Below are 25,658 nucleotides of genomic sequence, written 5' to 3' on the forward strand. Positions count from 1 at the left end.
AGGGAGCAGGCAGTGATGATAGAAGCGGATCGTTTTATTTCGCCCGAGGCGAGCCCTGCCGAAGAGGTGTTCGACCGGGCCATCAGGCCCAAGACGCTGGCCGATTATGCCGGCCAGCCCCGGTGCGCGAGCAGATGGAGATTTTCATCGAAGCGGCGCGCAAGCGGGCGAGGCGCTCGATCACACGCTGATCTTCGGTCCGCCCGGGCTTGGCAAGACGACGCTGGCGAATATCATCGCCAATGAGATGGGGGCAGATCAAGACCACGTCGGGGCCGGTGCTGGAGAAGGCCGGCGACGTCGCGGCGCTGCTGACCAGTCTCGAGCCGGGCGACGTGCTCTTTATCGACGAGATTCACCGTCTGAGCGCCAGCGTCGAGGAGATACTCTATCCGGCGATGGAGGATTATCAGCTCGATATCATGATCGGAGAGGGGCCGGCGGCGCGCTCGATCAAGATCGAGCTGCCGCCGTTCACACTGGTGGGGGCGACAACCCGTGCAGGGCTTCTGACCTCGCCGCTGCGAGACCGTTTCGGTATCGTGCAGCGGCTGGAGTTCTACAGCGTCGAGGATCTGTCGCGCATCGTCCAGCGCTCGGCCGAGCTGTCGGGCAGCCGCATTGCGCCGGAGGGGGCGGTCGAAGTGGCCAAGCGCGCCCGCGGTACGCCGCGTATCGCCAACCGTCTGCTGCGCCGGGCGCGGGACTATGCCGAGGTCAAGGGCAACGGTGAAATCGACCGCACTATCGCGGATCTGGCGCTGAACATGCTCAGTGTCGATGAGCGCGGTTTCGATCACATGGACCGCCGGCTGCTGCTGGCGATGATCGAGAAGTTCGGGGGCGGGCCGGTCGGCGTCGACAGTCTGGCTGCGGCGATCTCGGAGGAGCGCGACACCATCGAGGATGTGCTCGAGCCCTATCTTATCCAGCAGGGCTACATGATGCGCACGCCCCGTGGGCGCGTGGTCACCGATCAGGCCTATCTGCACTTCGGCCTGGAGGTGCCGGGCAGCAACTGATCGGCCGGGATGCAGGTGAAAGCCCAAAGGCTGACGCCGGTCAATTAGACTTTCGGGCGCGGTGTTAGGATGGCTTCAATCACAGCCGGAATCCGTCCCATGTCGCCCAGCTTCACGCCCCGTCAACTGCAGTCCTTCAGAACAGAGCTCGAGGAGCGGCTGGAGATGCTGCAGGACGAACAGGATGAGTCCCTGAACGAGGGGCCCTGCTGGCCCAGCGTTTGGAACTCGAGATCGGGGCCTGCGAGGCCGCGCTCGGGCGCCTCGACCGGGGCTGTTTCGGCGTCTGCGAGCAATGCGGAGAGTTTATCGAAACCAACCGCCTGGTCGCATCGCCTTCGGAATCACTCTGCCTGTCCTGCCGCCTCAAATCCCCTGTCTGAGGGCGTTTTTCCGGGCGCGACACTATTTTTTTCACTTCAGGGTTGCCCGCTTGTATAAATTTTGGCGCCTGCTATTGTGGGCCATCCGGCCAGGCGCCGCCTGTTCATCGTGCAGCAAGCTCGGGACTCGTAAGATTGGGTCGGCCTCCGGGGTGAACCGGGTTGCCGCGTCGTGGTCCGATGCCAGGTCCCCGGGTCGAGGGCCCTGGTCCTGAAACCGGCGTTTTTTTCGCTTCGGTCGAGCAGTGGGCGTTCACGGACGTCGTCCGGTCATCATCCTTACAACCGAATTCGCTGGAGCACAAGGGCTCTCCGGCGCCTGAGAGGAAATTGCAGTGGTCGAGGAAATGTCGATCTGGAGTCTGGTACTCAACGCAAGTCTGGTCGTGCAACTGGTGATGCTGGCGCTGCTGCTGGCATCCTTCCTGTCCTGGATCATGATTTTCCAGCGTCACTTCGTTTTCAAGCGTGCCCGCCAGGCGCTGAGTGCCTTCGAGGAGCGTTTCTGGTCCGGTGTCGACCTCGGGCATCTGTTCCGCGAGGTCAACCAGTCGCCCGATCCGATGAATGGCGCCGAGAATATTTTTCGCTCCGGGATCAAGGAGTTCACGCGCCTGACGCAGCAGCGCAACTACGATCGCGATGCCGTGATGGAGGGCATCCAGCGCAGCATGCGCGTGGCGCTGGCCCGTGAAGAGGAAAAGCTGGAGCGCCATCTGCCGTTTCTCGCCACGGTGGGCTCCACCAGCCCCTATATCGGCCTGTTCGGTACGGTATGGGGCATCATGAACTCCTTCCGCGGGCTGGCCAACATGCACCAGGCAACCCTGGCATCGGTGGCGCCGGGGATCTCAGAGGCACTGGTGGCCACGGCGATCGGTCTGTTCGCGGCCATTCCCGCGGTCATCGCCTACAACCGGTTTTCGGCCAAGTCGGAAGGCCTGCTGAGCCGCTACGAGACGTTCGCGGACGAGTTCTCGAGCATTCTGCACCGCCGCATTCATGCGGCGGACTGATCGGGGCTGCAGATGATCAGACGACAGAGACACAAGCGCAAGCTCAACGCCGAAATCAACGTTGTCCCCTATATTGACGTGATGATGGTGCTGCTGGTGATCTTCATGGTCACGGCGCCCATGCTCACCCAGGGAGTTGACGTGGAGCTGCCGAAGGCGTCTGCGGACCCGGTCGATACCGAGGATGCCGAGCCGATGATCGTGACCGTCGACGCCGATGGTCAGTACTACATCAACATCGGCGGGGACGAGCAGGCCCCCGTTGCGGTCGAGGATGTCGGCGAGCGGGTACGAAAGGTGCTTGCGGCCAATCCGGAGAAGCTGCTGCTGGTGAAGGGCGACAAGAAGGTCGACTACGACAAGGTCGTGCGGCTGATGGTACTGCTGCAGCAGGCCGGCGCCCCGAGTGTCGGGCTGGTAACCGAGTAGGGCGACGCCGTGGATATGCGCAGTTATCTTGTCCCCGCGTTGCTGGCGCTGATCGTGCACCTGCTGGTGCTGTTGTTGCTGGCCGGGCACTGGTTCGATCATGCCGATCCGCGTGAGTTGCGGCCGCGCCATATCCAGGCGCAGATGGTGGATCTGGGGGCGGTCAGCCAGGCCCGGGAAAAGCAGGCGGAGGATAAGCGCAAGGCCGAGCAGGCGCAGCAGCGCGAGCAGGCGCGAGAGCTCGAGGAGCAGCGCCATGCGGAGCAGAAGCGGCTTGCGGAGCAGCAACGGCAGCAGGAACAGAAGCGTCAGCAGGCGCAGGCGGCCAAGGAGGAGGCGGCGCAGAAGGCGGCACAGGAAAAGGCCGCAAAAGAGGCCGCTGAGCGCAAGAAGCAGCAGGAGGTCGCGCGCCAGGCCGAAGCGAAAAAGCAGGAGCAGGCGCGCATCGCCGCCGAGAAGAAAAACAGGCGGAGCTCGAAGCCCGCCGCCAGTCCGAGGCGAAGAAGCTCGCTGATGCCAAGCGCAAGAAAGAGGAGGAGGCGAAACGCCTCGCCGAAGCGAAGCGCAAGGAGCAGGAGCGGCTGGCCGAGCAGAAGCGCCAGCAGGCAGAGGCCGAGCGCAAGCGCCGGAAGCCGAGAAGGCGCATCAGGCCGAAGAGCTGGCGCGGGCGATCGCCGCGGAGGAGCGGGTGGCGGCGGAGCGTGCCGGGCAGCAGCAGGTGGCTCAGATCGGCGACTATATCAACGCCCTGCTGCAGCGCAGCTGGAACCTGCCAGCAACCGCCCGCAACGGTATGGTCGCAGTGGTCGAGGTGCGATTGTTCCCTTCGGGTGAGGTGGACAGCGCCAATCTGGTCAAGAGCAGCGGCGACAAGGGCTTCGATGACTCCGCCGTCAACGCGGTGTTGCGGGCCGATCGTTTTCCGCGGGTCGCCGAGGTGGACCCGGTGACCTTCGAACGTAACCTGAGACGGTTCAGGGTGAATTTCCGGCCGGAAGGATTGAGGTGGTGAGAATGAAGGACAAGTTACTGGCCCTCTGCATGCTGGCATTGCTGGCGCTGCCGTTCGGTGCTCGCGCCGAACTGGTGGTGGAAGTGACCCAGGGCGTGGAAACACCGACCCCGGTGGCCGTGGTGCCCTTTGGCTGGAGCGGCACGTCGGCGCTGCCCGAGGATATCGCCGAAATCGTCGCCACCGACCTGCAGCGCAGCGGTTTTTTCAGCACCATGAAAAGGTCCGACATGCTGAGTTTCCCGCAGCGCCAGGATCAGGTGTTTTACCGTGACTGGCGTGTCTCGGGGCAGAACTATCTGCTGATCGGCCGTATCAACTCGACCGGTGGCGAGCAGCTCGAGGTGGTCTACGAGCTTTACGATGTGCTGAAGGAACAGCGTGTATTCGGCGAGCAGGTCAGCGGCTCGACCCGCAACATGCGCGATATCGCCCACTATATCGCCGATGCCGTGTTCCAGAAACTGACCGGTCTGCGCGGCGCCTTCTCCACCCGCATCGCCTATGTTACCGCCCAGCAGCGTGCCGGCGGTCAGCACAGCTATCAGCTGCAGCTGGCCGACTCGGACGGCGCCCGGGCGCGCACCATTCTGGAGTCGAACGAGCCGATACTGTCGCCGGCCTGGTCGCGGGATGGCAGCAAGCTGGCCTACGTGTCCTTCGAAAGTTCGCGGCCCGGGATCTACGTCCAGCATCTGGCCACCGGGCAGCGGGAGAAGGTTCAGTCCTTCCCGGGTCTCAATGGCGCGCCGGCCTGGGCGCCGGACGGCCAGCGCCTGGCGCTGACGCTGTCGAAGGATGGCAACCCGGAGATCTATGTGCTGGACCTGGTGCGCCGCCAGCTCAGCCGCGTGACCCATCATTACGGCATCGATACAGAGCCGACCTGGGCGCCGGACGGCCAGTCGATTCTGTTTACCTCGGATCGTGGCGGTCAGCCGCAGATCTACCGCGTGTACCTGTCGGATCGGCGGATCGAGCGTGTTACGTTCGAAGGCAACTACAACAGCAGCGGCAAGCTGACCCAGGACGGACGCTTCCTGACCATGGTGCACCGCAGTACCGGCGCCGGCGCTGCGTTCAATATCGCGGTGCAGGACCTCAAGACCGGGCGGCTGGATATTCTGACCCAGACCAGCCTGGACGAATCGCCGACCATTGCCCCCAATGGCAGCATCGTGCTCTATGCCACCCAGGAGGGCAATCGGGGTGTACTGGCCGCGGTGTCGCTGGATGGCCGGGTGCGTTTTCGCATGCCGGCGGCGTCGGGCGATGTCAGGGAACCGGCCTGGTCCCCCTACTTGCAATAGGTTGCAATAGGACCGGGCGGGCACTAAGTTACTCAACAGGTTTGCGGCCACAGGGGTCGCTTTGAAGGAGCAAGACTAGAATGCGTGCGTTGAAAGTTACCAAGGTTGCAGCACTGGCACTGACTTTTGCCTGGGTGGCGGGCTGTAGCTCGACCAGCACTCAGACCGACAGTGCCGGCATGGCCGGCGGCATGGATGGAGCCGACAGCGGCGCCATGACCTCCGGCATGGGCGATGCAAGCGGCCTCTCCGGTTCGGCATTGCCGGGCGCGGTGGCGAACCTGCAGACCGTTTTCTACTTCGATTTCGACCAGTCCACCGTGAAGGCGGATGCCTTTGCCGATCTCGAAGCGCACGCCCGTTACCTGGCGGCCAACCCGCAGGCCAGCGTGCGCCTGGAAGGTCATGCCGACGAGCGCGGCACCCGTGAATACAACATGGCGCTGGGCGAGCGTCGCGGCAATGCCGTGTCCCGTTTCCTGATGGTCAACGGCGTCGGCAACGGTCAGGTCGAAGTGATCAGCTACGGCGAAGAGAAGCCGGCGATGATGGGTCACGGCTCCGACTCCTGGGCCCAGAACCGCCGCGTCGAGCTGAAATACGGCCGTTAAGTGCCCATGCGAACGCTCAGACGACTGATGCTCGGAGGGCTGCTGGCGACTGTGCCGGCAGTCGCTCCGGCGGCGGATGTACCGGTGATCGAGATCACGCCGGGGCCGGGCCAGGGGCCAGCCTCGGTGCGTTACGGTCAGTCGGCCGGCTCCCAGGAATCACAGCTGCTGCTGATGGTGCAGCAGCTGCAGGACGAAGTGCGCATGCTGCGCGGCCAGGTCGAGTCGCAGCAATATGCGCTGGACCGTTTGAAGCAGGAGCAGGACGACCGGTACCGGGATCTTGACCGGCGTCTCAGTCTGCTGATCACCGGCGGCGCTGAGGCGCCGACTCTGCCGTCTGCCGAGGGCATGGAGCCCGGCGCGGCTGTGCCGCCTGCTGCTCCCAGGCGCCGGCGCCTGTCTCTTCCGGCCCCGCTGTCGCGGCAGGGGACGACCAGGCCTATCAGGCCGCTTTCGCCCTGGTGCGCGAGCGCAAGTTCGATGAGGCGGCGTCGGCTTTCGAGCGCTTCGTGGTCGACTATCCGTCCAGCGCCCGTTTGGCGAATGCCCATTACTGGCTCGGTGAAATCTACCTGGCTCAGCAGAAGCTGGAACCCTCCCGGCAGGCCTTTGCCCGGGTCGTCGAAGGTTTCACCGACAGTCCGAAGATGCCCGATGCACTGTACAAGCTCGGCGTGCTGCATCACCAGCTCGGCAATCTGGAGGAGTCGGCCCGTTACATGGCGCAGGTGATACAGGAGTTTCCCAACAGCTCGGCGGCGCGCCTGGCGCAAAACTTCAACCGCTAGCCGTTGATCCGTGATTTACAGACTATTCGAATGATGCGGAAAATCGTTGCATGACAGAATCCACCAAAAAGGCCGTGGTGCTGCTTTCGGGCGGTCTCGATTCGGCAACTGTACTGGCCATGGCCATCGATCAGGGCTATGAATGCCATGTGCTGAGCTTCGACTACGGCCAGCGTTCCCGTACCGAACTCAATGCCGCGCGCGCCGTTGCGACGGCGCTGGGCGTCCGGGATCATCGTGTGATCCGGCTGAATCTCGAGGATTTTGGCGGTTCGGCCCTTACCGATACCTCCATCGAGGTGCCGGAGCAGGAGGAGGAGGGGGTCATTCCGGTGACCTATGTGCCGGCCCGCAATACGGTGTTCCTGTCGCTGGCGCTCGGTCTGGCCGAGGTGCTGGAGGCGCGCGCGATCTTCATCGGTGTCAACGCGGTGGACTACTCCGGCTATCCGGACTGCCGGCCGGCGTTTATCGCAGCCTTCGAACAGACCGCCAATCTGGCGACCCGTGCCGGCGTCAGCGGCCAGCATTTCCATATCGAAACACCGCTGATGAAGATGACCAAGGCCGAAATCATCGCCGAGGGGATGCGGCTCGGTCTCGACTACGGTCTGACGGTTTCCTGCTACCAGGCGGACGACGACGGTCGCGCCTGCGGTGTCTGCGACAGTTGTCGCCTGCGCGCCAAGGGCTTCGTGGATGCCGGCGTACCGGACCCGACGCGGTATCAGCGCGTAACGCGTAACGCGTAACGCGTCACTTTTTCAGAAAAAAGGCTTGCATTGACGGAAAAAGTCATTAAAATGCGCAGCCCTATCGGGTCGTTAGCTCAGTTGGTAGAGCAGTTGGCTTTTAACCAATTGGTCATAGGTTCGAGTCCTATACGACCCACCATATTCCGAAAAGGGAGCCTGCAAAGGCTCCCTTTTCGTTTCGGGCACCGGCCGCTGCGATAGCCGTTGCCGTGCTGTCACTGCGTTCGGGCCGGAATCCGTATCGACGCCTTGAATTTTGGGTCTGCGGGCACAATTACAGTGACTCAGGGTCCAAAAAGTGACATGTATCCACAGGGCGCATTCATAAGCCCTGTGCCGGTAACTGTGATATTATCGGGCGCCTCGAAATCCAAATCGGGTTTTTGTTGCCCCTATTCTGACAGACTGACATGACATCTATGTTGAGCAAACAGGACATCTCCGATCGCATTCTGGTGCAGGAGCACTTTGCGAAAGAGCATCTGCCCGGCGATCTCGGTCGCGCGGATGTCGAGCGCTACAAGGCGCGCATCAAGGCATTGCTGAAGGAAAAAGATGCCTGCCTGGTGGCCCACTACTATACCGATGCCCTGATCCAGGAGTTGGCGGAAGAGACCGGCGGTTGCGTCGCCGACTCTCTCGAGATGGCCCGTTTCGGCAGTCAGCGGCCCGAGTCGACGCTGCTGGTTGCCGGGGTGCGTTTCATGGGCGAAACCGCCAAGATCCTCAGCCCGGAAAAGCGCATCCTGATGCCGACCCTCGAGGCGACCTGCTCGCTGGATATCGGTTGTCCGGAAGACGAATTCACGGCTTTCTGCGATGCCCATCCCGATTACGAGGTGGTGGTCTATGCCAACACCTCGGCTGCAGTCAAGGCTCGGGCCGACTGGGTCGTCACCTCCAGCATCGCGCTGCAGGTGGTCGAACACCTGGCGGACCAGGGCAAGAAGATCATCTGGGCGCCGGACAAGCACCTGGGTGCCTATGTGCAGAAGCAGACCGGCATCGACATGCTGATGTGGGACGGTGCCTGCATCGTGCACGAGGAGTTCAAGGCCAAGGGGATCCTGGATCTCAAGCGCGTCTACCCCGATGCTGCAGTGCTGGTGCACCCGGAGTCGCCCGATGCGGTGGTGGAACTGGCCGACGCCGTCGGCTCCACGTCCCAGCTGATTCAGGCGGCGCGGGATCTGCCCAACCGGGAGCTGATCGTCGCCACCGATCGCGGCATTTTCTACAAGATGCAGCAGGCGGCGCCGGAGAAAATGTTCATCGAGGCGCCGACCGGCGGCAGCGGCGCAACCTGCCGCAGCTGTGCGCACTGCCCCTGGATGGCGATGAACGGGCTCGACAATATCGTGGCGGCCCTGGAAGAGGGGCGGGACGAGATATTCGTCGACGAAGGCCTGCTCGACCGTGCGCGCCAGCCATTGCAGCGCATGCTCGACTTCTCCGCCTCGCTCAAGCGGTAGTTCTCGTCGGATGGGTAGAGCGGCGAATTCCAGCAACCGCTCTGCCAACCGGCATCAATCGATCTGCAATACGATCGATATGGCGGGTTTCGGCGTGGGTTGGATCCGCGGCAAGCGGTAAAATATGCGGGACTCGCGCCTCTACCCACCCTCCGGTCCGTGCCTTCGAATTTTCCTCGTACCGGCCTGCGGACCACCTGATAGCTTTCTTACAAATCCATATCCAGATCTTTGCGCAGCCGTTCAGCATCCTGGCGGTAGCTTTTGATCCGCAGGCGGTCCGAGTCGCTGAGGCTCTTTTCCCGCAACGCATATTCCACCTGCTGCAATGCCCGGTCCACCTGCGCGGTCTGCAGAAAATAGGCGATGCGTGCCTCGTGGACTTTCAGAATGCGGTGTTCGAGGCCGTAGCATTCCGCCAGGTTGTAGAGGCTGCCGGTGTCGTTGGGATAGCGCTCCAGCAGCTGTTCGTACTGACGAATGGCGTCGCCGTTGCGGCCGCTCGCTTGCAGCGTCAGTGCCAGGGTTTTTGCACCGCGAAGGTGCCGGGGTAGAGTCGGTTCAGGCGGTTCAGGTCGTCCAGGGCTTCCTGGTTGCGTCCGGCCTGTTGCAGAATTTCAGCCCGGCTGATGCGGACATAGAGGTTGTTGCGCCAGGTTTCGTCGAGGCCATCGAGGGTCGAGAGCGCTCTGGCATACTGGCCTGCCGCGGCGGCCGACAGGGCGAGACCGTAGCGGTTGGGTCCGTCGTCGGCGTCCTGCAATGCGCTTTCGTAGCGTGTCAGCATGGCTTCGGGGCGTTCGGCATAATGCACCTGTAACCGGGTCCGGGCTATTGCGAAGTCCGGCGAGCTGTCGGCGGGTGCCGGGGCGGGCAGCTGAGCGGCGCGATTCATCGAGTCGGCAATGCGGGACTGGGTGACCGGGTGGGTCAGCAAAAACTCCGGTGGCCGGTCGCCGTAAAAGCGCATCGAGCGCTGCAGGCGCGAAAACATCCGCGGCATCGCCGTCGGATCGATGCCGGTTTCGGTCAGGGTGATCATGCCGAGGCGGTCGGCCTCCTGTTCGTTCTGACGACTGAACGACAGGCGTGCCATCTCGCTTGCGCCGAGCGTCGAGGTGATCGCCGCGGCGCCGGCCTGGCCGTCGGCGGCGGCTGCGACCAGAATGCTGCCGAGCAGGGCGGCCAGCATGAAGGGGCGGTTGCGCCGCTCCTCCTCGATCTGCATCGCGAAATGGCGCTGGCTCAGGTGGGCAAGTTCATGGGCCAGTACCGAGGCGAGTTCGTCCTCGGCCTCGGCTGTCAGCAGCAGCCCGCCGTGGACGCCGATAATACCGCCCGGTACCGCGAAGGCATTCAGCGTCGGGTTGTCGAGGGTGATCAGCTGCAGTTCGTGCTGTTGCAGCTGGCTGTGGGCGGCCAGCTTCCACAGCAGGTCCTCGAGGTAGCTGTAGACGATCGGATCCTCGAGCTGCTTGGCGCGGCCCCGCAACAGGCGGGCCCAGGTATCGCCGAGGCGGGATTCCTGCTGCAGCGATATGATGCCGGACGCGCTGTCGCCCAGGCTTGGCAGGTTCGGGTTGGCAGACAGCGTGGCCGGCAGTGTCAGCAGCAGGCCGAACAGCAGCGGGCGCAGGGATTTTGACGCGGGCATGGCGATCCTTATCATCGGCTATCAGCGAATATTCTACAGGTTGTGATATATTCCAGCTTCCAAAATGGTCCCGATCCGGAGAATCCGATGTCCCAGAATGAGATCGATCAGGTGCTCGATGCCAGCGGGCTGAGTTGCCCGCTGCCGTTGCTTAAGGCCAAGCAGGCGCTGAGCCGGATGGCGGCCGGCGAGGTGCTGCAGGTGATTGCCACCGACGCCGGCTCCGTTCGGGATTTCAGGGTCTACACCGACCAGTCAGACCATCAGCTGCTGCAATCGTTCAGCGATGACGGGCGCTACATCTATATCATTCGGCGCGGCTGAAGCCGGCCCCTCGGGGCGGTAGCCGAAATCAGGGATTGGCAAATGCGCAAGATTTTCGGGAAATGGATCGAGCAATACTTTTCGGATGAAGAGGCGATCCTGTTGTTTCTGCTGCTGGCGCTGGGGCTGGCGGTCATCCTGACGCTGGGGCAGCCCTGGCGCCGGTCTTCGCCGGGATCGTGCTGGCGTTTCTGATGCAGGGGCCGGTGGACTGGCTGGAGGCCCGGGGCGTCCGGCACTTGCTGGCGGTGAGTCTGGTCTTTGTGGCCTTCGTGGGCCTCTTTCTGGGGCTGCTGCTGTTTGTCATGCCGCTGGCCTGGAAGCAGCTGGTCAACCTGTTCAACGAGCTGCCGCGTATGGTCGGGCAGGTGCAGTCGCTGTTGTTGTTGCTGCCGCAGAAATACCCGGGCATTTTCTCGGAGTCCCAGGTCCGTGAAATCACCCAACTGGCGACGGCGGAGCTGAGTCGGGCGGGTCAGTGGGTGCTGACCTTTTCGCTGAACTCCCTTGGCAGCCTGGTGGCGCTGCTCATCTATCTGGTGCTGGTGCCGATCCTGGTGTTTCTGTTTCTCAAGGATGGCCGTCTGCTGATCGGCTGGTGGGCGGCTTTTTTGCCGGAACGGCGGCAGATGATGAACAAGATCTGGCACGAGATGGATACCCAGATCGCCAACTATATCCGCGGCAAGGCGCTCGAGATACTGATCGTCGGCGGCGCGACCTTCGTGGTGTTCGCCTTCCTGGGGGTGAACTACGCGGCACTGCTGGGCATCATGGTCGGCCTGTCGGTTCTGATTCCCTATATAGGGGCGGCACTCGTGACCCTGCCGGTGGCGCTGATCGGCTTCTTTCAGTGGGGCTGGGGCAGCGATTTCATGTGGCTGATGATCGCCTACGGCATTATTCAGGCGCTGGACGGCAATGTGCTGGTGCCGCTGCTGTTCTCGGAGGCGGTCAACCTGCACCCGGTTTCGATCATTGTCGCGGTGCTGGTATTCGGCAGCCTATGGGGCTTTTGGGGGCTTTTCTTCGCGATTCCGCTGGCTACCCTGGTCAAGGCGATCCTCAATGCCTGGCCAAGGCATGAGGCCGGTGTCGAGCAGAAGGAGGTGCTTTGATCGGCTTGCGTCCGGGGCTACGTAGGGTGCTGGTGAGCCGGTTTCTGGCGCACCGCACCGTTGCTCGGTGCGGTGCGCTTCGCTTACCGGCACCCTACGGTCTTCCCGAACATGTAGGGTGCTGCTGAGCGGAGCGAAGCGCACCGTCAAGCAAGTGGTGCGGCGCATTCAGAGTGCTTTGACCGCCTCCAGTACCTCCTCGGCGTGGCCGGCGACCTTGACCTTGCGCCATTCACGGCGCAGTACGCCATCCCTGTCGATCAGAAAAGTGCTGCGCTCGATGCCCAAGTGCTCCTTGCCATAGAGCTTCTTCAGCTTGATGACGTCGAACAGCTTGCACAGGGTTTCGTCGGGATCGCTGATCAGCTCGAACGGAAAGGACTGTTTCGCCCTGAAGTTCTCGTGGGCGCGCAGGCCGTCCCGGGAGACGCCGAAGATGTCGGTGTCCAGCGCCTGGAACTGGTTGTGGAGATCGCGAAAGTTCTGGCCCTCGGTGGTACAGCCCGGGGTGCTGTCCTTGGGGTAGAAATAGATCACCAGGTTGCGGCCGCGCAGGTCGGCTGAATTCACCGTCAGGTCGCTGGTGGCCTGGGCGCTGAAATCGGGAATCGGCTGGTCGAGGCTTACTTGGCTCATTAGTGTATTGTTCCATGCTAAATGGTGATTTCAGAGCCTCCCAAATTGTTCACAGCAAGACGCAGCTTGCAGGGAATGGCGGATTCCATTTCCAAGAGCTGCAACGCCGCTGTGGGCAATTTGGGAGGCTCCTTCGGGCGGGCCGCTAAGCGGCCATCTGCGGTGTTGCACTTGCTTGACGTAGAACCACTATGCCGGCGCAAGTGCGCCTAGCATCTGACCGCTTAGCGGTCCGCTGAAAGTATCATTAAGCGCGGGACAGTACACCGGGTTCCTTGCTGTGGCAAAAACGGGTACGCTTCCATCGCGCAATTCGTATAGAATACTGGGCCTTTCTACGAGATCAAACCCCGGACGGAGCAGGTCGCCCGAGCGTGTTTTTCCGTGGACCCGATACCGGCGCCGACGGCCGGTTTAACCGATATTCCGGCCCCGGACAGAGCCTGTGCCGGGCACAGGGGCCGTGAAGTTGTGCGAGTCTGGTGCGAACAGTACCATAGACGCGAATTTGTCAGATGGAGAAAGTGATGATTACTGGCAGTATTGTTGCGCTCGTAACCCCGATGCATGCCGATGGCAATGTCGACTGGGAAGCCCTCGACAGGCTGGTCGACTGGCATCTGGAGAAGGGCACCGACTCGATCGTGGCGGTCGGTACCTCCGGCGAGTCGGCAACCCTCGACTACGACGAGCACTGCCTGGTCATCAAACGCATCATCGAGCGGGTTCGGGGCCGGATGCCGATCATCGCCGGTACCGGCGCGAACTCCACCCGCGAGGCGATCATGCTGACCCGCAAGGCGGCCGACCTCGGTGCCGATGCCTGCCTGCTGGTCACGCCCTACTACAACAAGCCGACCCAGGAAGGCCTGTATCAGCATTTCCGGGCCGTGGCGGAAGCGGTCGATGTACCGCAGATTCTGTACAACGTACCCGGGCGCACCGCCTGCGACATGCTCAATGAAACAACGCTGCGTCTGGCCGGGATCGACAACATCATCGGCATCAAGGATGCGACCGGCGATGTCGCGCGTGGACGCGAGCTGGCCGAAAAGGCGCCCGAGGGTTTCGCCATCTACTCCGGCGATGACGCCACCGCCATCGAACTGATTCTGGCTGGCGGTCACGGCAATATTTCCGTCACCGCCAACGTGGCGCCGGCCGAGATGGCGGAACTCTGCCGCCTTGGCCTGGCCGGCGAGACCGAGGCTGCGCGTGCACTGCAGCAGAAGCTGATGCCGCTGCATACCAAGCTGTTCGTCGAAGCCAATCCGATCCCGGTGAAGTGGGCCCTGTTCGAGATGGGCATGATCGGCCCGGGCATCCGCCTGCCGCTGACGCTGTTGTCGGAAGGCTGCCAGCCGATCGTGCGCCAGGCTCTGGCCGACAGCGGCATTCTGCAGGGCTGATCGATGATGAACAGGCAGATTCTGATCAGTGCGATGCTTGTCGCGACAGCCGGTCTTGGCGGTTGCGGCATGCTCAAGAACAATTCGCTTTACGGTGAGGATGGCCTGGTACGTGATCGCAGTCAGGATTACGAAAAGGCCCAGGCGCGCGCGCGCCTCGAGATTCCGCCCCATCTGCGGACCCGCGAACTGTCCGAGCGTCTGGTGGTGCCGGAGATCGGCACTACAGCGACCGAGCGGCAGGGCGACTTCGAGGCGCCCCGTCCGGAGTTCTTCTATGCCGATGTCGGCTCCGATGCGGTCAACCTCAAGCGTCTGGGGGACCAGAAGGTTATCATGGTCGACGAGCCGATCGATGCGGTCTGGCTCAAGCTGCAGGATTTCTGGCGGTTCAACGGCATCGAGCTCGCCAAGAGCGATCCGCGCCAGGGCATCATGGAGTCGGGCTGGATCCGTGCCGACGGCAAGGAATACAACTTCGCCGACCGCTGGATCAAGCGGCTGACGTTCCAGGACATAGAAGGTCCGACCCGCAACAAGCTGCGTATCAGCGTCAGGCCGGATCCCGAAAACTACGCGCGTACCTCGATCCGCATGGATCACGTCGCCTATCCCTTCGAACAGCAGGTCGCGGACGTCGACTGGAGCGCCGATGCCCACGATGTCGGCTACAAGAGCGACATGATGTTCGAGATGCTGCGCTATCTCAGCAAGGCCACCAGCGAGCCTACGGCGCAGAGCCTGCTGGCGCTGCAGCAGCAGGAGCATGCGCGGCCGCTGCTGGGGCGTGATTCCCGTGGCAACCCGACGCTGAAGATCGAGGCGCCGATCGACGACGCCTGGCGCCTGGTCAGCGATGCGCTGGATGCGGCCCGTCTGGATGTCGGCACCCGCGACCGGGAGCAGGGCGTGTTCTATGTCACCTATGTCACCTCCACGCCGGTGGAGGAGGTCGAGGAAGTCGGCTTCTTCGAGTGGCTGCACGGTGATCGCGGTGATATCAAGCTCGACACCGGCTTCCTCGATGCATCCCTGGGCCTCAGCGATGGCGACGACGATCAGCAGACCGTGCGTTACAGCGCCCGGGACGTCGAGCCGCTGAACCCGGACGAGCTGGACCAGAGCGACCTGGCGGACCCGAACAACCCGGCCAACCGGGAAGGCTACAAGATCTGGTTCGCCGGCAAGGTGATCTATGTCTTCGGCAGCGACAACAAGGAAGGCACGCTGAATCAGGAGACCGGCAGCTACGAGTATGTCGGGCGTTATCAGCTGCGCATGAACCGTACGCTCAGCGGCAGTTACCTGTCGGTGATGACCGAACAGGGTCTGGCGGCGCCGGCGCTGGTGGCGGAAGAGATCCTCTGGAGCGTCAAGGATCAGCTGCCGTCGGGCTGAGTCCGGCGAAGTGGCGCAGTTCGCGCGCCAGTGAACACTCCGGCATTCCGATGCCGGTCGAACGGCCCGGGTACTCCCGGGCCGAAGCTATTTTGACAACAGTTTCTGACTGGAGATTTCGATGGAAAAGCGCGCAGAGCTCTATTCCGGAAAAGCCAAATCCGTGTACGAGACCGATGAGCAGGATTACCTGATTCTCGAGTTTCGCAACGACACCTCTGCGTTCGACGGCGAAAAGGTCGACCAGCTGGATCGCAAGGGCATGGTCAACAACAAGTTCAATGCCTTCATCATGAGCAAGCTCAGGGAAGCGGGCGTGCCGACCCACTTCGAGCGCCTGATCTCCGACCAGGAGAGCCTGGTCAAGCGCATGCAGATGCTGCCCATCGAGTGCGTGGTGCGCAACATTGCGGCCGGGTCGCTCTGTCGCCGTCTCGGCGTGACCGAAGGCCAGGAACTGAACCCGCCGACCTTCGAACTGTTCCTGAAGAACGATGCGCTGCATGACCCGATGGTCAATGAGTCACTGGTCGAAACCTTTGGCTGGGCCACCGCGGAGCAGGTGGCACGCGCCAGAGAACTGACCTTCAAGGTCAACGACGTGCTGAAGAAACTGTTCGACGACGCCGGCATTCTGCTGGTCGATTACAAGCTTGAGTTCGGCCTGTTCAAGGGCGAGGTCGTGCTGGGTGACGAGTTCTCGCCGGATGGCTGCCGTCTCTGGGACAAGGCCACCCGCAACAAGCTGGACAAGGACCGCTTCCGCCAGGGGCTTGGCGGCGTGGTCGAGGCCTACGAGGAAGTCGGTCGTCGTCTGGGCATCGACTTCGACTGATCGACGGCAGTGATCGAAACAAAGGGGCGTTGAGCCCCTTTGTCGTGTCTGGAGGAAGCAGAAATGAAGAAAGCGGTATTTCTCGACCTGGAGAGTCTCGAGGACCTCGACCTGTCTGTACTCTCGGCGTTGTTCGAGGACTTTGAAACCCATATGGCGACCGCGTCCGAACAGGTGGCGGCACGAATCGCCGATGCCGAGGTGGTGCTGGTCAACAAGGTGCGGCTGGGTGCCGCGGCGCTGGAACAGGCGACGGCGCTCAAGCTGATTGCCGTGGTGGCGACCGGCACCAACAATGTCGATCTGGAGGCGGCCCGTCGTCTCGGTATCCAGGTCAGCAACTGCCGTGCCTACGGTAACGACTCGGTGATCCAGCATGTGTTTGCGCTGATGCTGGCGCTGCATACGCGGCTCATCGACTATGACCGTGCGGTACGGGCCGGACGCTGGCAGCAGGCGACCCAGTTCTGCTTTCTCGATTATCCGATTACCGAACTGGCCGGCAAGACACTGGGTATCGTCGGTTACGGCAACCTGGGGCAGGGCGTTGCCCGCATCGCCGAGGCCTTCGACATGAAGGTGGTGGTGGCGCAGCGACCCGGCGGCGCGCCTCAAGCCGGGCGTACCCCCTGGATGAGCTGTTGCCGCAGGTGGACGTGCTGAGCCTGCACTGTCCGCTGAACGACGATACCCGAAACCTGATCGATGCCAGGGCGCTGGCGAAGATGAAGCCGCAAGCCTTCCTGATTAACGCTGCCCGCGGCGGTATCGTCGACGAAGCGGCGCTGGCCGATGCGCTGCGTGAAGGCCGTCTGGCCGGTGCGGCCACCGATGTCCTGAGTGTCGAGCCGCCACGGGACGGCAACCCGCTGCTGGACGCGGATATCCCGAATCTGATCGTTACCCCGCATAACGCCTGGGGCAGCCGCGAAGCGCGCCAGCGCATCATCGACCAGACGGTGGACAATATCGAGGCCTTCGGGCGCGGTGAGCCGTTGCGGACCGTAAATTAACCCCTTCGTTGTGTAGGGCGGAATGAGCTTGCGAATTCCGCCGGCGATATCGGGTACCAGCGGGGATTCTCTGGCGAGCCGTGGACTTTTCCCGGAACTTCGGTGGAGCGCCAAGCGGTGAAACGCGACCCCGAATGCGATTCACCGGAATACCGGTGGAATTCGCAGGCTCATTCCACCCTACGTGATCATCAGAAGGGTGGGGGCGACTCGAAATCCATCGCTTCGCCGGTTAGCGGGTGCTGGAAGCCGAGCCGCTCGGCGTGCAGCAGCAGTCGCGGCGACAGCGCCTGCACTTCCGGCGGGGCATAGAAGGCGTCGCCGAGGATGGGGTGTCCCAGGGCCTGCATATGCACCCGCAACTGGTGCGAGCGGCCAGTGACCGGATGCAGCAGGATACGGCTCTGTTCGCCGTCCGAGTCCAGCAGCTGCCACTCGGTGCGGGCGCTTTTGCCCTCTGCCGGGTCGATGATCTGCAGGGGGCGCCGCTCCCAGTCGCAGCGCAGCGGCCAGTCGATCACGCCGCCGTCTCCGGCCGGCCGGCCGGCCACCAGCGCCTGGTAACGCTTGCGGGTTTCCCGTTCACGGAATTGCCGGCTCAGTTCACGGTGGCTGTCGGCATCGCGTGCCAGCACCATCAGTCCGGAGGTTGCGCAATCGAGACGGTGAACGATGCGCGCTGTCGGAAAGTCACGCAGCACCCGGTGCCAGAGGCAGTCCTGCTTGTCGGGACCACGCCCCGGTACCGACAGCAGGTCGTGGGGCTTGACGACCACCAGCACCTGCTCGTCCTGATACTCGACAGCGATGCTCATGCGGGTTGCTCGAACAGTGCCAGCGCCTCGACATGGGCGGTGTGCGGAAACATGTCCATGACGCAGAAACGGCTCAGCCGGTAGCCGGCGGCGGCCAGTTCGGCGCCGTCGCGGGCCAGGGCTGCCGGATTGCAGGCGACATAGAGAACCTTTCGGGCCCGGTACTGTACCAGCTGTTGCACCGCTTCCCGGGCGCCGGTGCGGGGCGGGTCCAGCAGGATCAGATCGAAGCCGCCGCGGTACCAGCCCTGGTGCCGGAAATCCTGGCTCAGGTCGTGACGATAGATCCGCACATTGTCCAGCCCGTTGCGCTGTGCATTGGCGCTGGCACGTGCGACCATGGCGGCGTTGCCCTCGACGCCGACCACTTCGGCGCAGTGACGGGCCAGGGCAGCGTGAAGTTGCCCAGGCCGCAAAACAGGTCCAGTACCCGGTCGCCGGCTTGGGGCGCCAGCCAGTCGAGGGCGCGGGAGACCATCTGGCGGTTCAGCTCGGCATTGACCTGCAGGAAATCGCCGGGTGCGAACTCGAGCTCAAGGTCGAAGGCCGGCAGCCGGTAACTCAGTAGCTGAGGCTGGCCCTTGCCGGCGAAGCGGATGCCCTGGTCGTTTTCGGTATAGAGTTCCAGTTCGAGCCCGGTCACCAGCCTGCGCAGGCGTTCGAGCGTATCGTCCTTCAGCGGCTTCTTGATGCGCAGGGTCAGGGCACCGCGCTCGTCGCCGTACTGGACCTGGGCGTGAGTGATGGACTTGAGGGCATCGAGTCCCTCGAGGCTTTCGTGCAGGGATCGGAACAGCCCTGTGGCCCTTCCGTCCAGTACCTCGCACTGTTCGATCGGCAGCAGCTTGTGGCTGCCGCGGCGGCGAAAGCCGACGATCGGCTCGCCGCTGCGCTGCAGTTGATTGATTCCGATCCGCGCGCTGCGGCGGTAATGCCAGGGCAGCGAGACCAGCGGTGTCTCGATCGCGTCGGGTACCAGCCTGCCGAGTCGCAGCAACTGATCGAGTGCCTGCTCCTGCTTGAAGCTGATCTGGCGGTCATGGCGCAGGTGCTGCAAGTCGCAGCCGCCGCACTGGCCGTAATGGCGGCAGCCCGGTTCGCTTCGGTCGGGGCTGGCCTCGAGTACTTCGAGGGTCTCGGCCTCGCTGTAGCGGCTGCGATCGGCGATTACCCTGGCGCGGACCTTCTCGCCCGGCAGGGCGCCGGCGACAAAGATGGTCTTGCCATCGGCGCGGGCGATGCCGCGGCCTTCGTGGCTCAGACGTTCGATTTCGAGGGGGTCGGCCGCTGCAGACGCGGTCTGTGGGCGGGCGGGGCGCCGGGCGGGCCCTCCGAAGCGTATCGGTTTGCGGCTCATTGGAATTCTCGCTGATGAATGGCGCGGATTTTAGCAGCCCTGAGCGGACAAACAAATGCGCCGGTCCCAGGCGGCGGCGTTACGGCAAGAGCCCCCGAGCGGCAGGGACAGGACCAGGTAGACTGCGATTTCGCTTATCTGCTGGGTCGCGCCCAGGCAGTCGCCGGTATAACCGCCGAGGCGGCGGCGGAACAGGCGCACCAGGTAGAAACGCAGCGCAAGCAGGCTCAGCAGCAGTGGCAGCCAGAGAACCGGCGCGATCAGCAGCAGGCAGAGCAGGGCCGGTGCGCCGGCGATCAGCAGCTCTCTGCCGCTCATGCGACTGGCCAGGGCTTTGCCTTGCTCAGCCGGTCCTGCTGGACATAGGTTTCGGAATAGATCAGGCTCACGGCCAGAAAGCGGCTCAGCGTATGACCCAGCAGCAGGGCGATGAGGACATCGGGTACATACAGCAATGCCGTCAGCCTGAAGGCCAGTGCCAGCAGCAACCCCAGTGCGCCGTAGCTCCCGAGCCTCGAGTCTTTCATGATGCCGAGCGTCTGCTCCGGCGTCCAGCCGCCACCGAAGCCGTCGCAGACGTCGGCAAGGCCATCTTCGTGAAAGCCGCCGGTCAGTAATATGGTGAAGAGGGTGCAGAGCAGCAGGGTCAGCGGCAGGGGCAGCAGGGGCTCGAGCAGCCAGTAGAGGGCCGCGGCAAGGGTTCCCAGCAGCAGGCCGACCAGTGGAAAATAGCGGCTGGCATGATTCAGGTGCGCTTCGCTGAACTGCACCCAGCCCGGAGCGGGCAGCCGGGTGAAGAAGGTCAGGGCATTGAAAAAAGGTGCAGTTCCCGGGTCAAAAACATCTTCGTCCCTGTAAAAATGGTGAAAGGCTGGCCGCCCCGCGACTATCGGGCTCGCATTCAGTGCCTGATACGCAGCCGGAATTCAAGGCCACACACTCTAGAGAAAAGGAGGTACCAGGTCCATGAGCAGTCAAGAGCATCCGTTCGCACCCTTCGTGCGGATACTGGGCAAGGGCAAGAAGGGGTCCCGTTCGCTGACCGCGGATGAGGCCCATCAGGCGATGGGCATGATACTCGATGGTCAGGTCCGGCCGGAGCAGCTGGGGGCTTTTCTGATGCTGCTGCGGGTCAAGGAGGAGGCGCCGGAGGAGTTGTGCGGCTTCGTCCGCGCCGTGCGTGAGCGTCTTGCCGTGCCGCAACAGCTGCGTGCCGATCTGGACTGGTCGAGCTATGCCGGCAAGAAGCGGCGTCTGCCCTGGTTCCTGCTGGCGGCGCTGACCCTGGCCGGGTCCGGCACCCGCGTCTTCATGCATGGCGCCCGCGGCCATATGCCGTGCAGGCTCTATACCGAGGATATGCTCCCGATCTTCGGTCTGCGGTCCTGCAGTGGCTGGGCAGAGGTCGGGGAGGACCTGGAGCTGAACCGATTTGCCTTTATGTCGATCGACCGGCTGTCGCCGATGCTCGGCGAGATCATCCAGCTGCGTTCGGTACTGGGGCTGCGTTCGCCCGTTCATACGCTGTGCCGGTTGCTCAACCCGCTCGGTGCCGACTGCGGTATTGACGGTGTTTTTCACCCGCCCTACGGCCCGATGCATCAGAAAACCGGTGTGCTGCTCGGAGTGCGTAACAGCCTGACCGTCAAGGGGGATGGCGGCGAAGCGGAGCTCAAGCCCGACTCCGAGAGCGAGCTGCAGTGGATTCTCGAGGGTAAAACCGAGACCGAAAGCTGGCCCAGGTTGCTGACCCAGCGTGTCGTGCGTGACGAGGTGCTGGATCCCGCGGACCTGCTGAGGCTGTGGCGCGGCGAGATCGGGCACGAGTACGGCGAGGGGGCGGTCATCAATACACTGGCGGCCATCCTGAAGCTGCTGGGGCGTGCCCCGGCGGCCGGCGAGGCGGTCGAACAGGCCCGCAGGCTCTGGGAGGCGCGGGACCGGAAGGCCTATTGATGAAAATAAATCGTGTAAAAAATATACAAATGATGCCGATATATGGATAATCACTGTCGGAAATTCAATCAGTTGTCGTTCATCAGGTGGTCGTTATTCTTATGCCGCATCGCATCGTTCAGAACCGTCGATCCTTTATCAAAACGCTGGCGGGGACCGCCGCCGGCTTCGCGGGCACCAGTGCTTTCGGCGCGCCGCTGATCAAGAACCCGGGTCTTGAGCGAAAGCTGACGCTCAATAACCTCCATACCGGCGAGAAGCTGACGGCGGTCTACTGGGCTGACGGTCACTATATGCCGGAGGTCCTGAAGGAAGTCGATCATCTGCTGCGCGACCACCGTTCCGATACCTCGATCGAAATGGACCGTCAACTGTTCGATCTGCTGTACCTGTTGCAGCGCGATATCGGTCTGAACAAGGAGTTCCAGGTGATCTCGGGCTACCGTTCACCGAAAACCAACGAGATGCTGCGCAAGAACGGCAATGGTGTGGCGAAAAAGAGCTTCCACATGCAGGGCAAGGCGATCGATATCCGGGTGCCGGGCGTCCCGCTGAAGGATGTGCGCAAAATGGCACTGCGGCTCAAGTCAGGCGGCGTTGGCTATTATGCCCGCAGCAACTTCGTCCATGTCGATGTCGGCCCGGTACGCCACTGGGGTTGATCATTGCGCCGTGTAGGGTGGAATGAGCACCGAAGGTGCGAATTCCACCGGTGATGTCAGAGTCCCGGTGGAATTCGCAGGCTCATTCCACCCTACGCGTTATCCCGGGTTGCGCCGTTTCACCCATCATCGGTTAGGATCGCCCCGTCACCCGTCACCCGTCACCCGTCACCCGTCACCCGTCACCCGTCACCCGTCACCCGTCACCTATCAATCCCGCCGCAGCCGGTCCGAGACCGCGATCGGCGACGGGAAATTGAAGATCACCAGATAGCTCGACAGCAGGAAGGTCAGGATGGTGGTGGCCTGGATCACATGGGAGGCCTCCTGGCCGATCATCGCCGCGCTGGTCGCGAGGTAGGCGATCAGCAGCGAGAACTCGCTGGTCTGGCCGAGCCTGAAACCGATCTCCCAGGCCAGTTTGTTGCTCTCGCTGATGCGCTGCAGCAGGAAACGAAACACCACCGGCTTGATGACGAGCACCAGCACCGACAGCACCAGCGACGGCAGCAGGATCAGCTCGATCAGCGACAGGTTGAAGCTGGCGCCGATCGAGAAGAAGAACAGTACCAGGAAAAAGTCCCGCAACGGTTTCAGGCTGGTGGCGATATAGAGCGAGATCGGGCTGGTGGCCAGGGTGACGCCGGCGACGAAGGCGCCCATCTCGGCCGACAGCCCGAGTGCCAGGGCCAGCTCTGCCATCCCGAGGCACCAGCCGATCGCCACCAGGAATATATATTCGTGGAAGCGGTCGAAGGTCTGCAGCAGTTTCAGCAGTATGTATCGAACGAACAGAATGGCCCCGAATGTCAGCAACGGCAGCGCCGCCACCGTCTTGAGGAACTGGGTCAGGCCGCTCTCGCCACCCGGACCGCTGTAGAGAAGCAGCAGCACCAGGATGGCGACGACATCCTGCAGCAGCAGCAGACCGACCACCAGCTCACCGGTATGGCGGTGGTGAAGTACCGTGGTCGGCAGCAGTTTTATGCCGATAATGGTGCTCGAGAACATCAGGGCCGCGCCGATGATCAGCGCTTCGGTCTGACTGAAGCCGAACGCCAGACCGACGCCGTAGCCGGTGGCCATGAATATCAGCGAGCTGAAAATGGCCACCAGGGTGGCCTTTTTCAGCATATGCAGCAGATGGCTGGGCTGCATGTCCAGACCGAGCAGGAACAGCAGGAAAATGATGCCGATATGGGAGATGTCGGCGAGCAGCCGGGTATCGGAGACATAGCCGAAGCCATAGGGACCGAGCAGCGCACCCAGGACGATATAGGCCACCAGCATCGGCTGCCGGGTGTACAGCGCGACGGAGGCGAGAATCGCGGCACCGGTGAATATCAGAAAAAATGAGAATACAACACTTTGTTCCGCCATCGCGCTTTCCTTGGTTCTGCGATTTGCAGTGTAACAAACACTCGGGGCCGCTGGGGAACCGGTACCGGCCCGGAGGTCAGCCGAGGCGGATCTCGGCCCACTGGCGGCTGCGCCAGATGCCGATGAATACCAGCGACGAGAGACAGCGGTGTACCAGCTGCACCAGCCAGATGCCGGTCAGTCCAAACCCGAAATGGGGGCCGACCAGCCAGGCAAGCGGCAGGTAGAACAGCCACTGGCCGCTGATCGAGACCAGCATCACCAGCCGGTTGGCGCCGGCTCCCAGCAGCGCCTGTGTCAGTACCAGGCTGGCGGCATCGAGGCAGATGGCAAGACCCGTGATCTGCAGCGGCAGCCGGGCCTGGTCGATCAGCTGCGGATCCTGCAGGAAGAGACTCAGGAGCTGTTCCGGCGCGAGCCACATCGGCAGACTGAGCAGGCACATGATGGCCAGGGCGGTCTTGATCACGTCCCAGCCCCACTGCTGGGCCTCGGTCGGGCGATTGCGTCCCAGGGCATGGCTGACCAGCGAGGTCGATGCCATGCCGAGCCCGACCCCTGGCAGTATCAGAAACAGCGCGAGATTGATCAGGACGTGGGCGATGGCCTGCTCCTCGGTGCCGATCTGGCCGATAATCCAGAACAGGACGGCAATGGCCAGCGAGAAAAACAGCTGTTGCACGGAATGGGGCACCGAAAGCCGCAGCATGGTGCCCAGCGACGAGACGCCGTTGCGCCAGCGCAGGAAACCGTGCGGCCGGGCGTCACGCCACACCATCAGGGCATTCAGCAGACATCCGGCGAAAAGCGCAAGGCTGGTGCCGAGGCCCGCGCCGGGGGCACCGAGGGCCGGCAGGCCGAAACGTCCGAAGATCAGCCCGAAACTCAGCCCGACATTGAGCAGGTGCATCAGCACCAGCAGGCGGACATGAACGATGGGTCTGTGGGTGCCGTTCCACCAGCCGCGCAGCGACAGGTTGACGCCGACCGCGGCCATGGCGGCGATGCGGTAATCGAAATAGTCGTTGGCGATGGCCAGTACTTCGGGGTCCTGGCTCATGAGGCCGAGCAGGTACTCGGAGTGGCTCGAGAACAGCAGGCTCAGTGGCAGGGCGATGAGCAGGGCCAGGATAATGCCCCAGTTCACCGGGCGTGCGGCTTCATCGTTACGGCCTTCGCCACAGCGCCGTGCCACCGTCGACTGCACCGCCGACGACAGGCCTATGACGAAACTGATGGCGATGAAGTTCGCGTATCCGGCCAGGCCGACGCCCGCCAGGGCCTTTCCACCCAGGCGTCCCACCATCGCGGCGTCGACCAGGTTGAGCAGGCTCTGTGACAGCATGCCGCCGATAATCGGCAGTCCCAGTGTCAGAATGGTCCTGAAGCGTTCCTGTTGGCTCATCGGGTGCGGGAAAAGGCGGGCATGGCGAATGAAAGCGGGCAGTCTACCAGATTTCCCGGAAGGATGGAGAAAGGATAATAACCGATCAATTTACTCGGGATTGGAATGCGTGTATTCTTCGCACTAAATGGTATTGACCCGAGCGAATTAGGAGTCCTGGATTTCCCATGAATATGACGGTTACCGAAAGTGCTGAAAAGTATCTGGCTGACCTGCTGGAGAAGCAGGGCGTCGAAGGCATCGCTGTACGCATGTTCGTGACGCAGCCGGGCACCCCTATGCCGAAACCTGTCTGGCCTATTGCCGGCCCGACGAGGTGATCGCCGATGACGAAGTGCTCGAGATGGAGCTGGTGTGTTTCTACCTGGAGCGCAACAGCCTGCCGTATCTCGACGAGGCGCTGATCGACTTCGCCGAAGATCGCATGGGGGGCAACTGACCATCAAGGCACCGAACGCCAAGGTGCCGAAGGTCTCGGCGGACAGTCCGATGGAAGAGCAGATCAACTATATCCTCTATTCCGATATCAACCCGGGGCTGGCGTCCCATGGCGGCGAGGTCAAACTGGTCGAGCTGGTGGAAGAGGAAAACGGCCACATCGCGATTCTGCGGTTCGGTGGCGGCTGCCAGGGGTGCAGCGCCGTTGACATGACCCTCAAGGATGGCGTCGAGCGCACCCTTGTCGAGCGGGTGCCGGGCCTGGCCGGCGTGCGTGATGTCACGGACCACAGCGTGACGGATCAGGCGTACTACAAGTAAGCCGAAATCCGGGCGGGGCCGCCGTCCCCGCCCGTCGAATCCCTCATTGTTCTGCCCCCGCTATGCTGATATAACGAAATCAGTATCCAGATGTCGGGAGCCGATTTTTCCGCCGGCCGTTTCGGCTTCCTGCCCC

At 62.8% G+C, this 25,658-nt stretch carries 25 protein-coding genes, 1 tRNA gene and 7 pseudogenes; 23 read left to right on the forward strand and 10 right to left on the reverse strand.

Annotated features, from left to right (window positions below; genetic code table 11):
• Positions 1–15: 15 nt before the first annotated feature.
• The 13 genes and pseudogenes from ruvB to nadA all read left to right on the forward strand — a co-directional run bounded on the left by ruvB (position 16) and on the right by nadA (position 8,801).
• A pseudogene (ruvB, locus tag ACFQDL_RS21650) lies at positions 16–1,022 on the forward strand (Holliday junction branch migration DNA helicase RuvB).
• Positions 1,023–1,243: 221 nt separating this feature from the next.
• A complete protein-coding gene (locus ACFQDL_RS21655; protein WP_379910822.1) occupies positions 1,244–1,405 on the forward strand; it encodes a TraR/DksA C4-type zinc finger protein in 162 nt (53 codons plus the stop codon).
• Positions 1,406–1,740: 335 nt separating this feature from the next.
• Positions 1,741–2,421 carry a protein TolQ gene (gene tolQ / locus ACFQDL_RS21660; protein WP_465263980.1) on the forward strand — a complete coding sequence of 227 codons (681 nt, stop codon included), beginning with the start codon at positions 1,741–1,743 and terminating at the stop codon, positions 2,419–2,421.
• A gap of 12 nt (positions 2,422–2,433) precedes the next feature.
• Positions 2,434–2,850, forward strand: a complete 417-nt coding sequence (tolR, locus tag ACFQDL_RS21665) for a protein TolR (RefSeq protein WP_379910823.1) — start codon at positions 2,434–2,436, stop codon at positions 2,848–2,850.
• 15 nt (positions 2,851–2,865) lie between these two features.
• A complete protein-coding gene (locus ACFQDL_RS21670) occupies positions 2,866–3,684 on the forward strand; it encodes a hypothetical protein (RefSeq protein WP_379910824.1) in 819 nt (272 codons plus the stop codon).
• Positions 3,644–3,862 (forward strand): TonB family protein, encoded by a 219-nt coding sequence (locus tag ACFQDL_RS21675; RefSeq protein ID WP_379910825.1) that lies wholly within the window; start codon positions 3,644–3,646, stop codon positions 3,860–3,862. The genes ACFQDL_RS21670 and ACFQDL_RS21675 overlap by 41 nt, the downstream gene beginning before the upstream one ends.
• Positions 3,863–3,864: 2 nt before the next feature.
• The gene (tolB, locus tag ACFQDL_RS21680) at positions 3,865–5,172 is read left to right on the forward strand and encodes a Tol-Pal system beta propeller repeat protein TolB (RefSeq protein WP_379910826.1); all 1,308 of its coding nucleotides are present in this window, start codon (positions 3,865–3,867) and stop codon (positions 5,170–5,172) included.
• Between the two features lie 80 nt (positions 5,173–5,252).
• On the forward strand, positions 5,253–5,783 hold the full coding sequence (gene pal / locus ACFQDL_RS21685; RefSeq protein ID WP_379910827.1) for a peptidoglycan-associated lipoprotein Pal: 531 nt from the start codon (positions 5,253–5,255) through the stop codon (positions 5,781–5,783).
• A gap of 27 nt (positions 5,784–5,810) precedes the next feature.
• Positions 5,811–6,083: pseudogene (locus ACFQDL_RS21690) on the forward strand (YbgF trimerization domain-containing protein); the annotation flags it as partial.
• 146 nt (positions 6,084–6,229) lie between these two features.
• A pseudogene (ybgF, locus tag ACFQDL_RS21695) lies at positions 6,230–6,574 on the forward strand (tol-pal system protein YbgF); the annotation flags it as partial.
• Positions 6,575–6,624: 50 nt separating this feature from the next.
• Positions 6,625–7,326 (forward strand): 7-cyano-7-deazaguanine synthase QueC, encoded by a 702-nt coding sequence (queC, locus tag ACFQDL_RS21700; protein ID WP_379910828.1) that lies wholly within the window; start codon positions 6,625–6,627, stop codon positions 7,324–7,326.
• Positions 7,327–7,392: 66 nt separating this feature from the next.
• Positions 7,393–7,468: transfer RNA gene (locus ACFQDL_RS21705), tRNA-Lys, on the forward strand.
• 280 nt (positions 7,469–7,748) lie between these two features.
• Complete coding sequence (gene nadA / locus ACFQDL_RS21710; RefSeq protein WP_379910829.1) at positions 7,749–8,801, forward strand: quinolinate synthase NadA; 1,053 nt, start codon at positions 7,749–7,751, stop codon at positions 8,799–8,801.
• A 209-nt stretch (positions 8,802–9,010) separates the two neighbouring features.
• Here the strand turns inward: nadA and ACFQDL_RS21715 are convergent, their stop codons facing one another.
• The 3 genes and pseudogenes from ACFQDL_RS21715 to ACFQDL_RS21725 form a co-directional block, all read right to left on the reverse strand.
• Entirely contained in the window at positions 9,011–9,142 is a 132-nt protein-coding gene (locus tag ACFQDL_RS21715) for a hypothetical protein (protein WP_379910830.1), read from the reverse strand.
• 126 nt (positions 9,143–9,268) lie between these two features.
• Positions 9,269–9,325, reverse strand: a pseudogene (locus tag ACFQDL_RS21720) (hypothetical protein); the annotation flags it as partial.
• Positions 9,316–10,455 carry a M48 family metalloprotease gene (locus ACFQDL_RS21725; protein WP_379910831.1) on the reverse strand — a complete coding sequence of 380 codons (1,140 nt, stop codon included), beginning with the start codon at positions 10,453–10,455 and terminating at the stop codon, positions 9,316–9,318. The pseudogene ACFQDL_RS21720 and the gene ACFQDL_RS21725, both read right to left, overlap by 10 nt.
• Positions 10,456–10,542: 87 nt before the next feature.
• Here ACFQDL_RS21725 and ACFQDL_RS21730 point away from each other — a divergent pair, with 87 nt between their 5' ends.
• Both ACFQDL_RS21730 and ACFQDL_RS21735 read left to right on the forward strand, forming a co-directional pair.
• Positions 10,543–10,779, forward strand: coding sequence for a sulfurtransferase TusA family protein (locus tag ACFQDL_RS21730; RefSeq protein WP_379910832.1), 237 nt, complete (start codon positions 10,543–10,545; stop codon positions 10,777–10,779).
• Between the two features lie 42 nt (positions 10,780–10,821).
• Positions 10,822–11,897: pseudogene (locus ACFQDL_RS21735) on the forward strand (AI-2E family transporter).
• A 168-nt stretch (positions 11,898–12,065) separates the two neighbouring features.
• On the opposite strand, the gene ACFQDL_RS21740 reads toward ACFQDL_RS21735, so the two are convergent.
• A complete protein-coding gene (locus tag ACFQDL_RS21740; RefSeq protein ID WP_379910833.1) occupies positions 12,066–12,533 on the reverse strand; it encodes a peroxiredoxin in 468 nt (155 codons plus the stop codon).
• A gap of 527 nt (positions 12,534–13,060) precedes the next feature.
• Between ACFQDL_RS21740 and dapA the strand changes: the two genes are divergently transcribed.
• The 5 genes from dapA to ACFQDL_RS21765 all read left to right on the forward strand — a co-directional run bounded on the left by dapA (position 13,061) and on the right by ACFQDL_RS21765 (position 17,188).
• The gene (gene dapA / locus ACFQDL_RS21745) at positions 13,061–13,942 is read left to right on the forward strand and encodes a 4-hydroxy-tetrahydrodipicolinate synthase (RefSeq protein WP_379910834.1); all 882 of its coding nucleotides are present in this window, start codon (positions 13,061–13,063) and stop codon (positions 13,940–13,942) included.
• Between the two features lie 3 nt (positions 13,943–13,945).
• On the forward strand, positions 13,946–15,340 hold the full coding sequence (bamC, locus tag ACFQDL_RS21750; RefSeq protein WP_379910835.1) for an outer membrane protein assembly factor BamC: 1,395 nt from the start codon (positions 13,946–13,948) through the stop codon (positions 15,338–15,340).
• 121 nt (positions 15,341–15,461) lie between these two features.
• On the forward strand, positions 15,462–16,175 hold the full coding sequence (gene purC, locus ACFQDL_RS21755) for a phosphoribosylaminoimidazolesuccinocarboxamide synthase (RefSeq protein ID WP_379910836.1): 714 nt from the start codon (positions 15,462–15,464) through the stop codon (positions 16,173–16,175).
• Positions 16,176–16,238: 63 nt separating this feature from the next.
• Entirely contained in the window at positions 16,239–16,838 is a 600-nt protein-coding gene (locus tag ACFQDL_RS21760) for an NAD(P)-dependent oxidoreductase (RefSeq protein WP_379910837.1), read from the forward strand.
• On the forward strand, positions 16,826–17,188 hold the full coding sequence (locus ACFQDL_RS21765; RefSeq protein ID WP_379913245.1) for an NAD(P)-dependent oxidoreductase: 363 nt from the start codon (positions 16,826–16,828) through the stop codon (positions 17,186–17,188). The genes ACFQDL_RS21760 and ACFQDL_RS21765 overlap by 13 nt, the downstream gene beginning before the upstream one ends.
• A 191-nt stretch (positions 17,189–17,379) precedes the next feature.
• On the opposite strand, the gene ACFQDL_RS21770 is transcribed toward ACFQDL_RS21765, so the two are convergent.
• The 4 genes and pseudogenes from ACFQDL_RS21770 to ACFQDL_RS21785 form a co-directional block, all read right to left on the reverse strand.
• The gene (locus ACFQDL_RS21770; protein ID WP_379910838.1) at positions 17,380–18,003 is read right to left on the reverse strand and encodes a pseudouridine synthase; all 624 of its coding nucleotides are present in this window, start codon (positions 18,001–18,003) and stop codon (positions 17,380–17,382) included.
• Positions 18,000–19,360, reverse strand: a pseudogene (gene rlmD / locus ACFQDL_RS21775) (23S rRNA (uracil(1939)-C(5))-methyltransferase RlmD). Before rlmD ends, ACFQDL_RS21770 begins: the two are co-directional and overlap by 4 nt.
• A 30-nt stretch (positions 19,361–19,390) precedes the next feature.
• Positions 19,391–19,678, reverse strand: coding sequence for an adenosylcobinamide-GDP ribazoletransferase (locus ACFQDL_RS21780; protein WP_379910839.1), 288 nt, complete (start codon positions 19,676–19,678; stop codon positions 19,391–19,393).
• Positions 19,675–20,130, reverse strand: coding sequence for an adenosylcobinamide-GDP ribazoletransferase (locus ACFQDL_RS21785; RefSeq protein WP_379910840.1), 456 nt, complete (start codon positions 20,128–20,130; stop codon positions 19,675–19,677). The genes ACFQDL_RS21780 and ACFQDL_RS21785 overlap by 4 nt, the downstream gene beginning before the upstream one ends.
• 196 nt (positions 20,131–20,326) lie before the next feature.
• Here ACFQDL_RS21785 and ACFQDL_RS21790 point away from each other — a divergent pair, with 196 nt between their 5' ends.
• The gene (locus ACFQDL_RS21790; protein WP_379910841.1) at positions 20,327–21,316 is read left to right on the forward strand and encodes a glycosyl transferase family protein; all 990 of its coding nucleotides are present in this window, start codon (positions 20,327–20,329) and stop codon (positions 21,314–21,316) included.
• A 101-nt stretch (positions 21,317–21,417) separates the two neighbouring features.
• Positions 21,418–21,978 carry a peptidoglycan L,D-endopeptidase MepK gene (mepK, locus tag ACFQDL_RS21795; RefSeq protein ID WP_379910843.1) on the forward strand — a complete coding sequence of 187 codons (561 nt, stop codon included), beginning with the start codon at positions 21,418–21,420 and terminating at the stop codon, positions 21,976–21,978.
• A 210-nt stretch (positions 21,979–22,188) separates the two neighbouring features.
• On the opposite strand, the gene ACFQDL_RS21800 is transcribed toward mepK, so the two are convergent.
• Positions 22,189–23,358: a cation:proton antiporter domain-containing protein gene (locus ACFQDL_RS21800; RefSeq protein ID WP_379910845.1), complete on the reverse strand. Its 1,170-nt coding sequence runs from the start codon at positions 23,356–23,358 to the stop codon at positions 22,189–22,191.
• Between the two features lie 76 nt (positions 23,359–23,434).
• A complete protein-coding gene (locus ACFQDL_RS21805; RefSeq protein WP_379910846.1) occupies positions 23,435–24,763 on the reverse strand; it encodes an MATE family efflux transporter in 1,329 nt (442 codons plus the stop codon).
• 167 nt (positions 24,764–24,930) lie between these two features.
• On the opposite strand from ACFQDL_RS21805, the pseudogene nfuA reads away from it, so the two are divergent.
• Positions 24,931–25,522 (forward strand): annotated as a pseudogene (nfuA, locus tag ACFQDL_RS21810) (Fe-S biogenesis protein NfuA).
• The last annotated feature ends 136 nt before the right edge of the window (positions 25,523–25,658 follow it).

Source organism: Marinobacterium aestuariivivens, assembly GCF_042661465.1.
GTDB lineage: Bacteria > Pseudomonadota > Gammaproteobacteria > Pseudomonadales > Balneatricaceae > Marinobacterium_A > Marinobacterium_A aestuariivivens.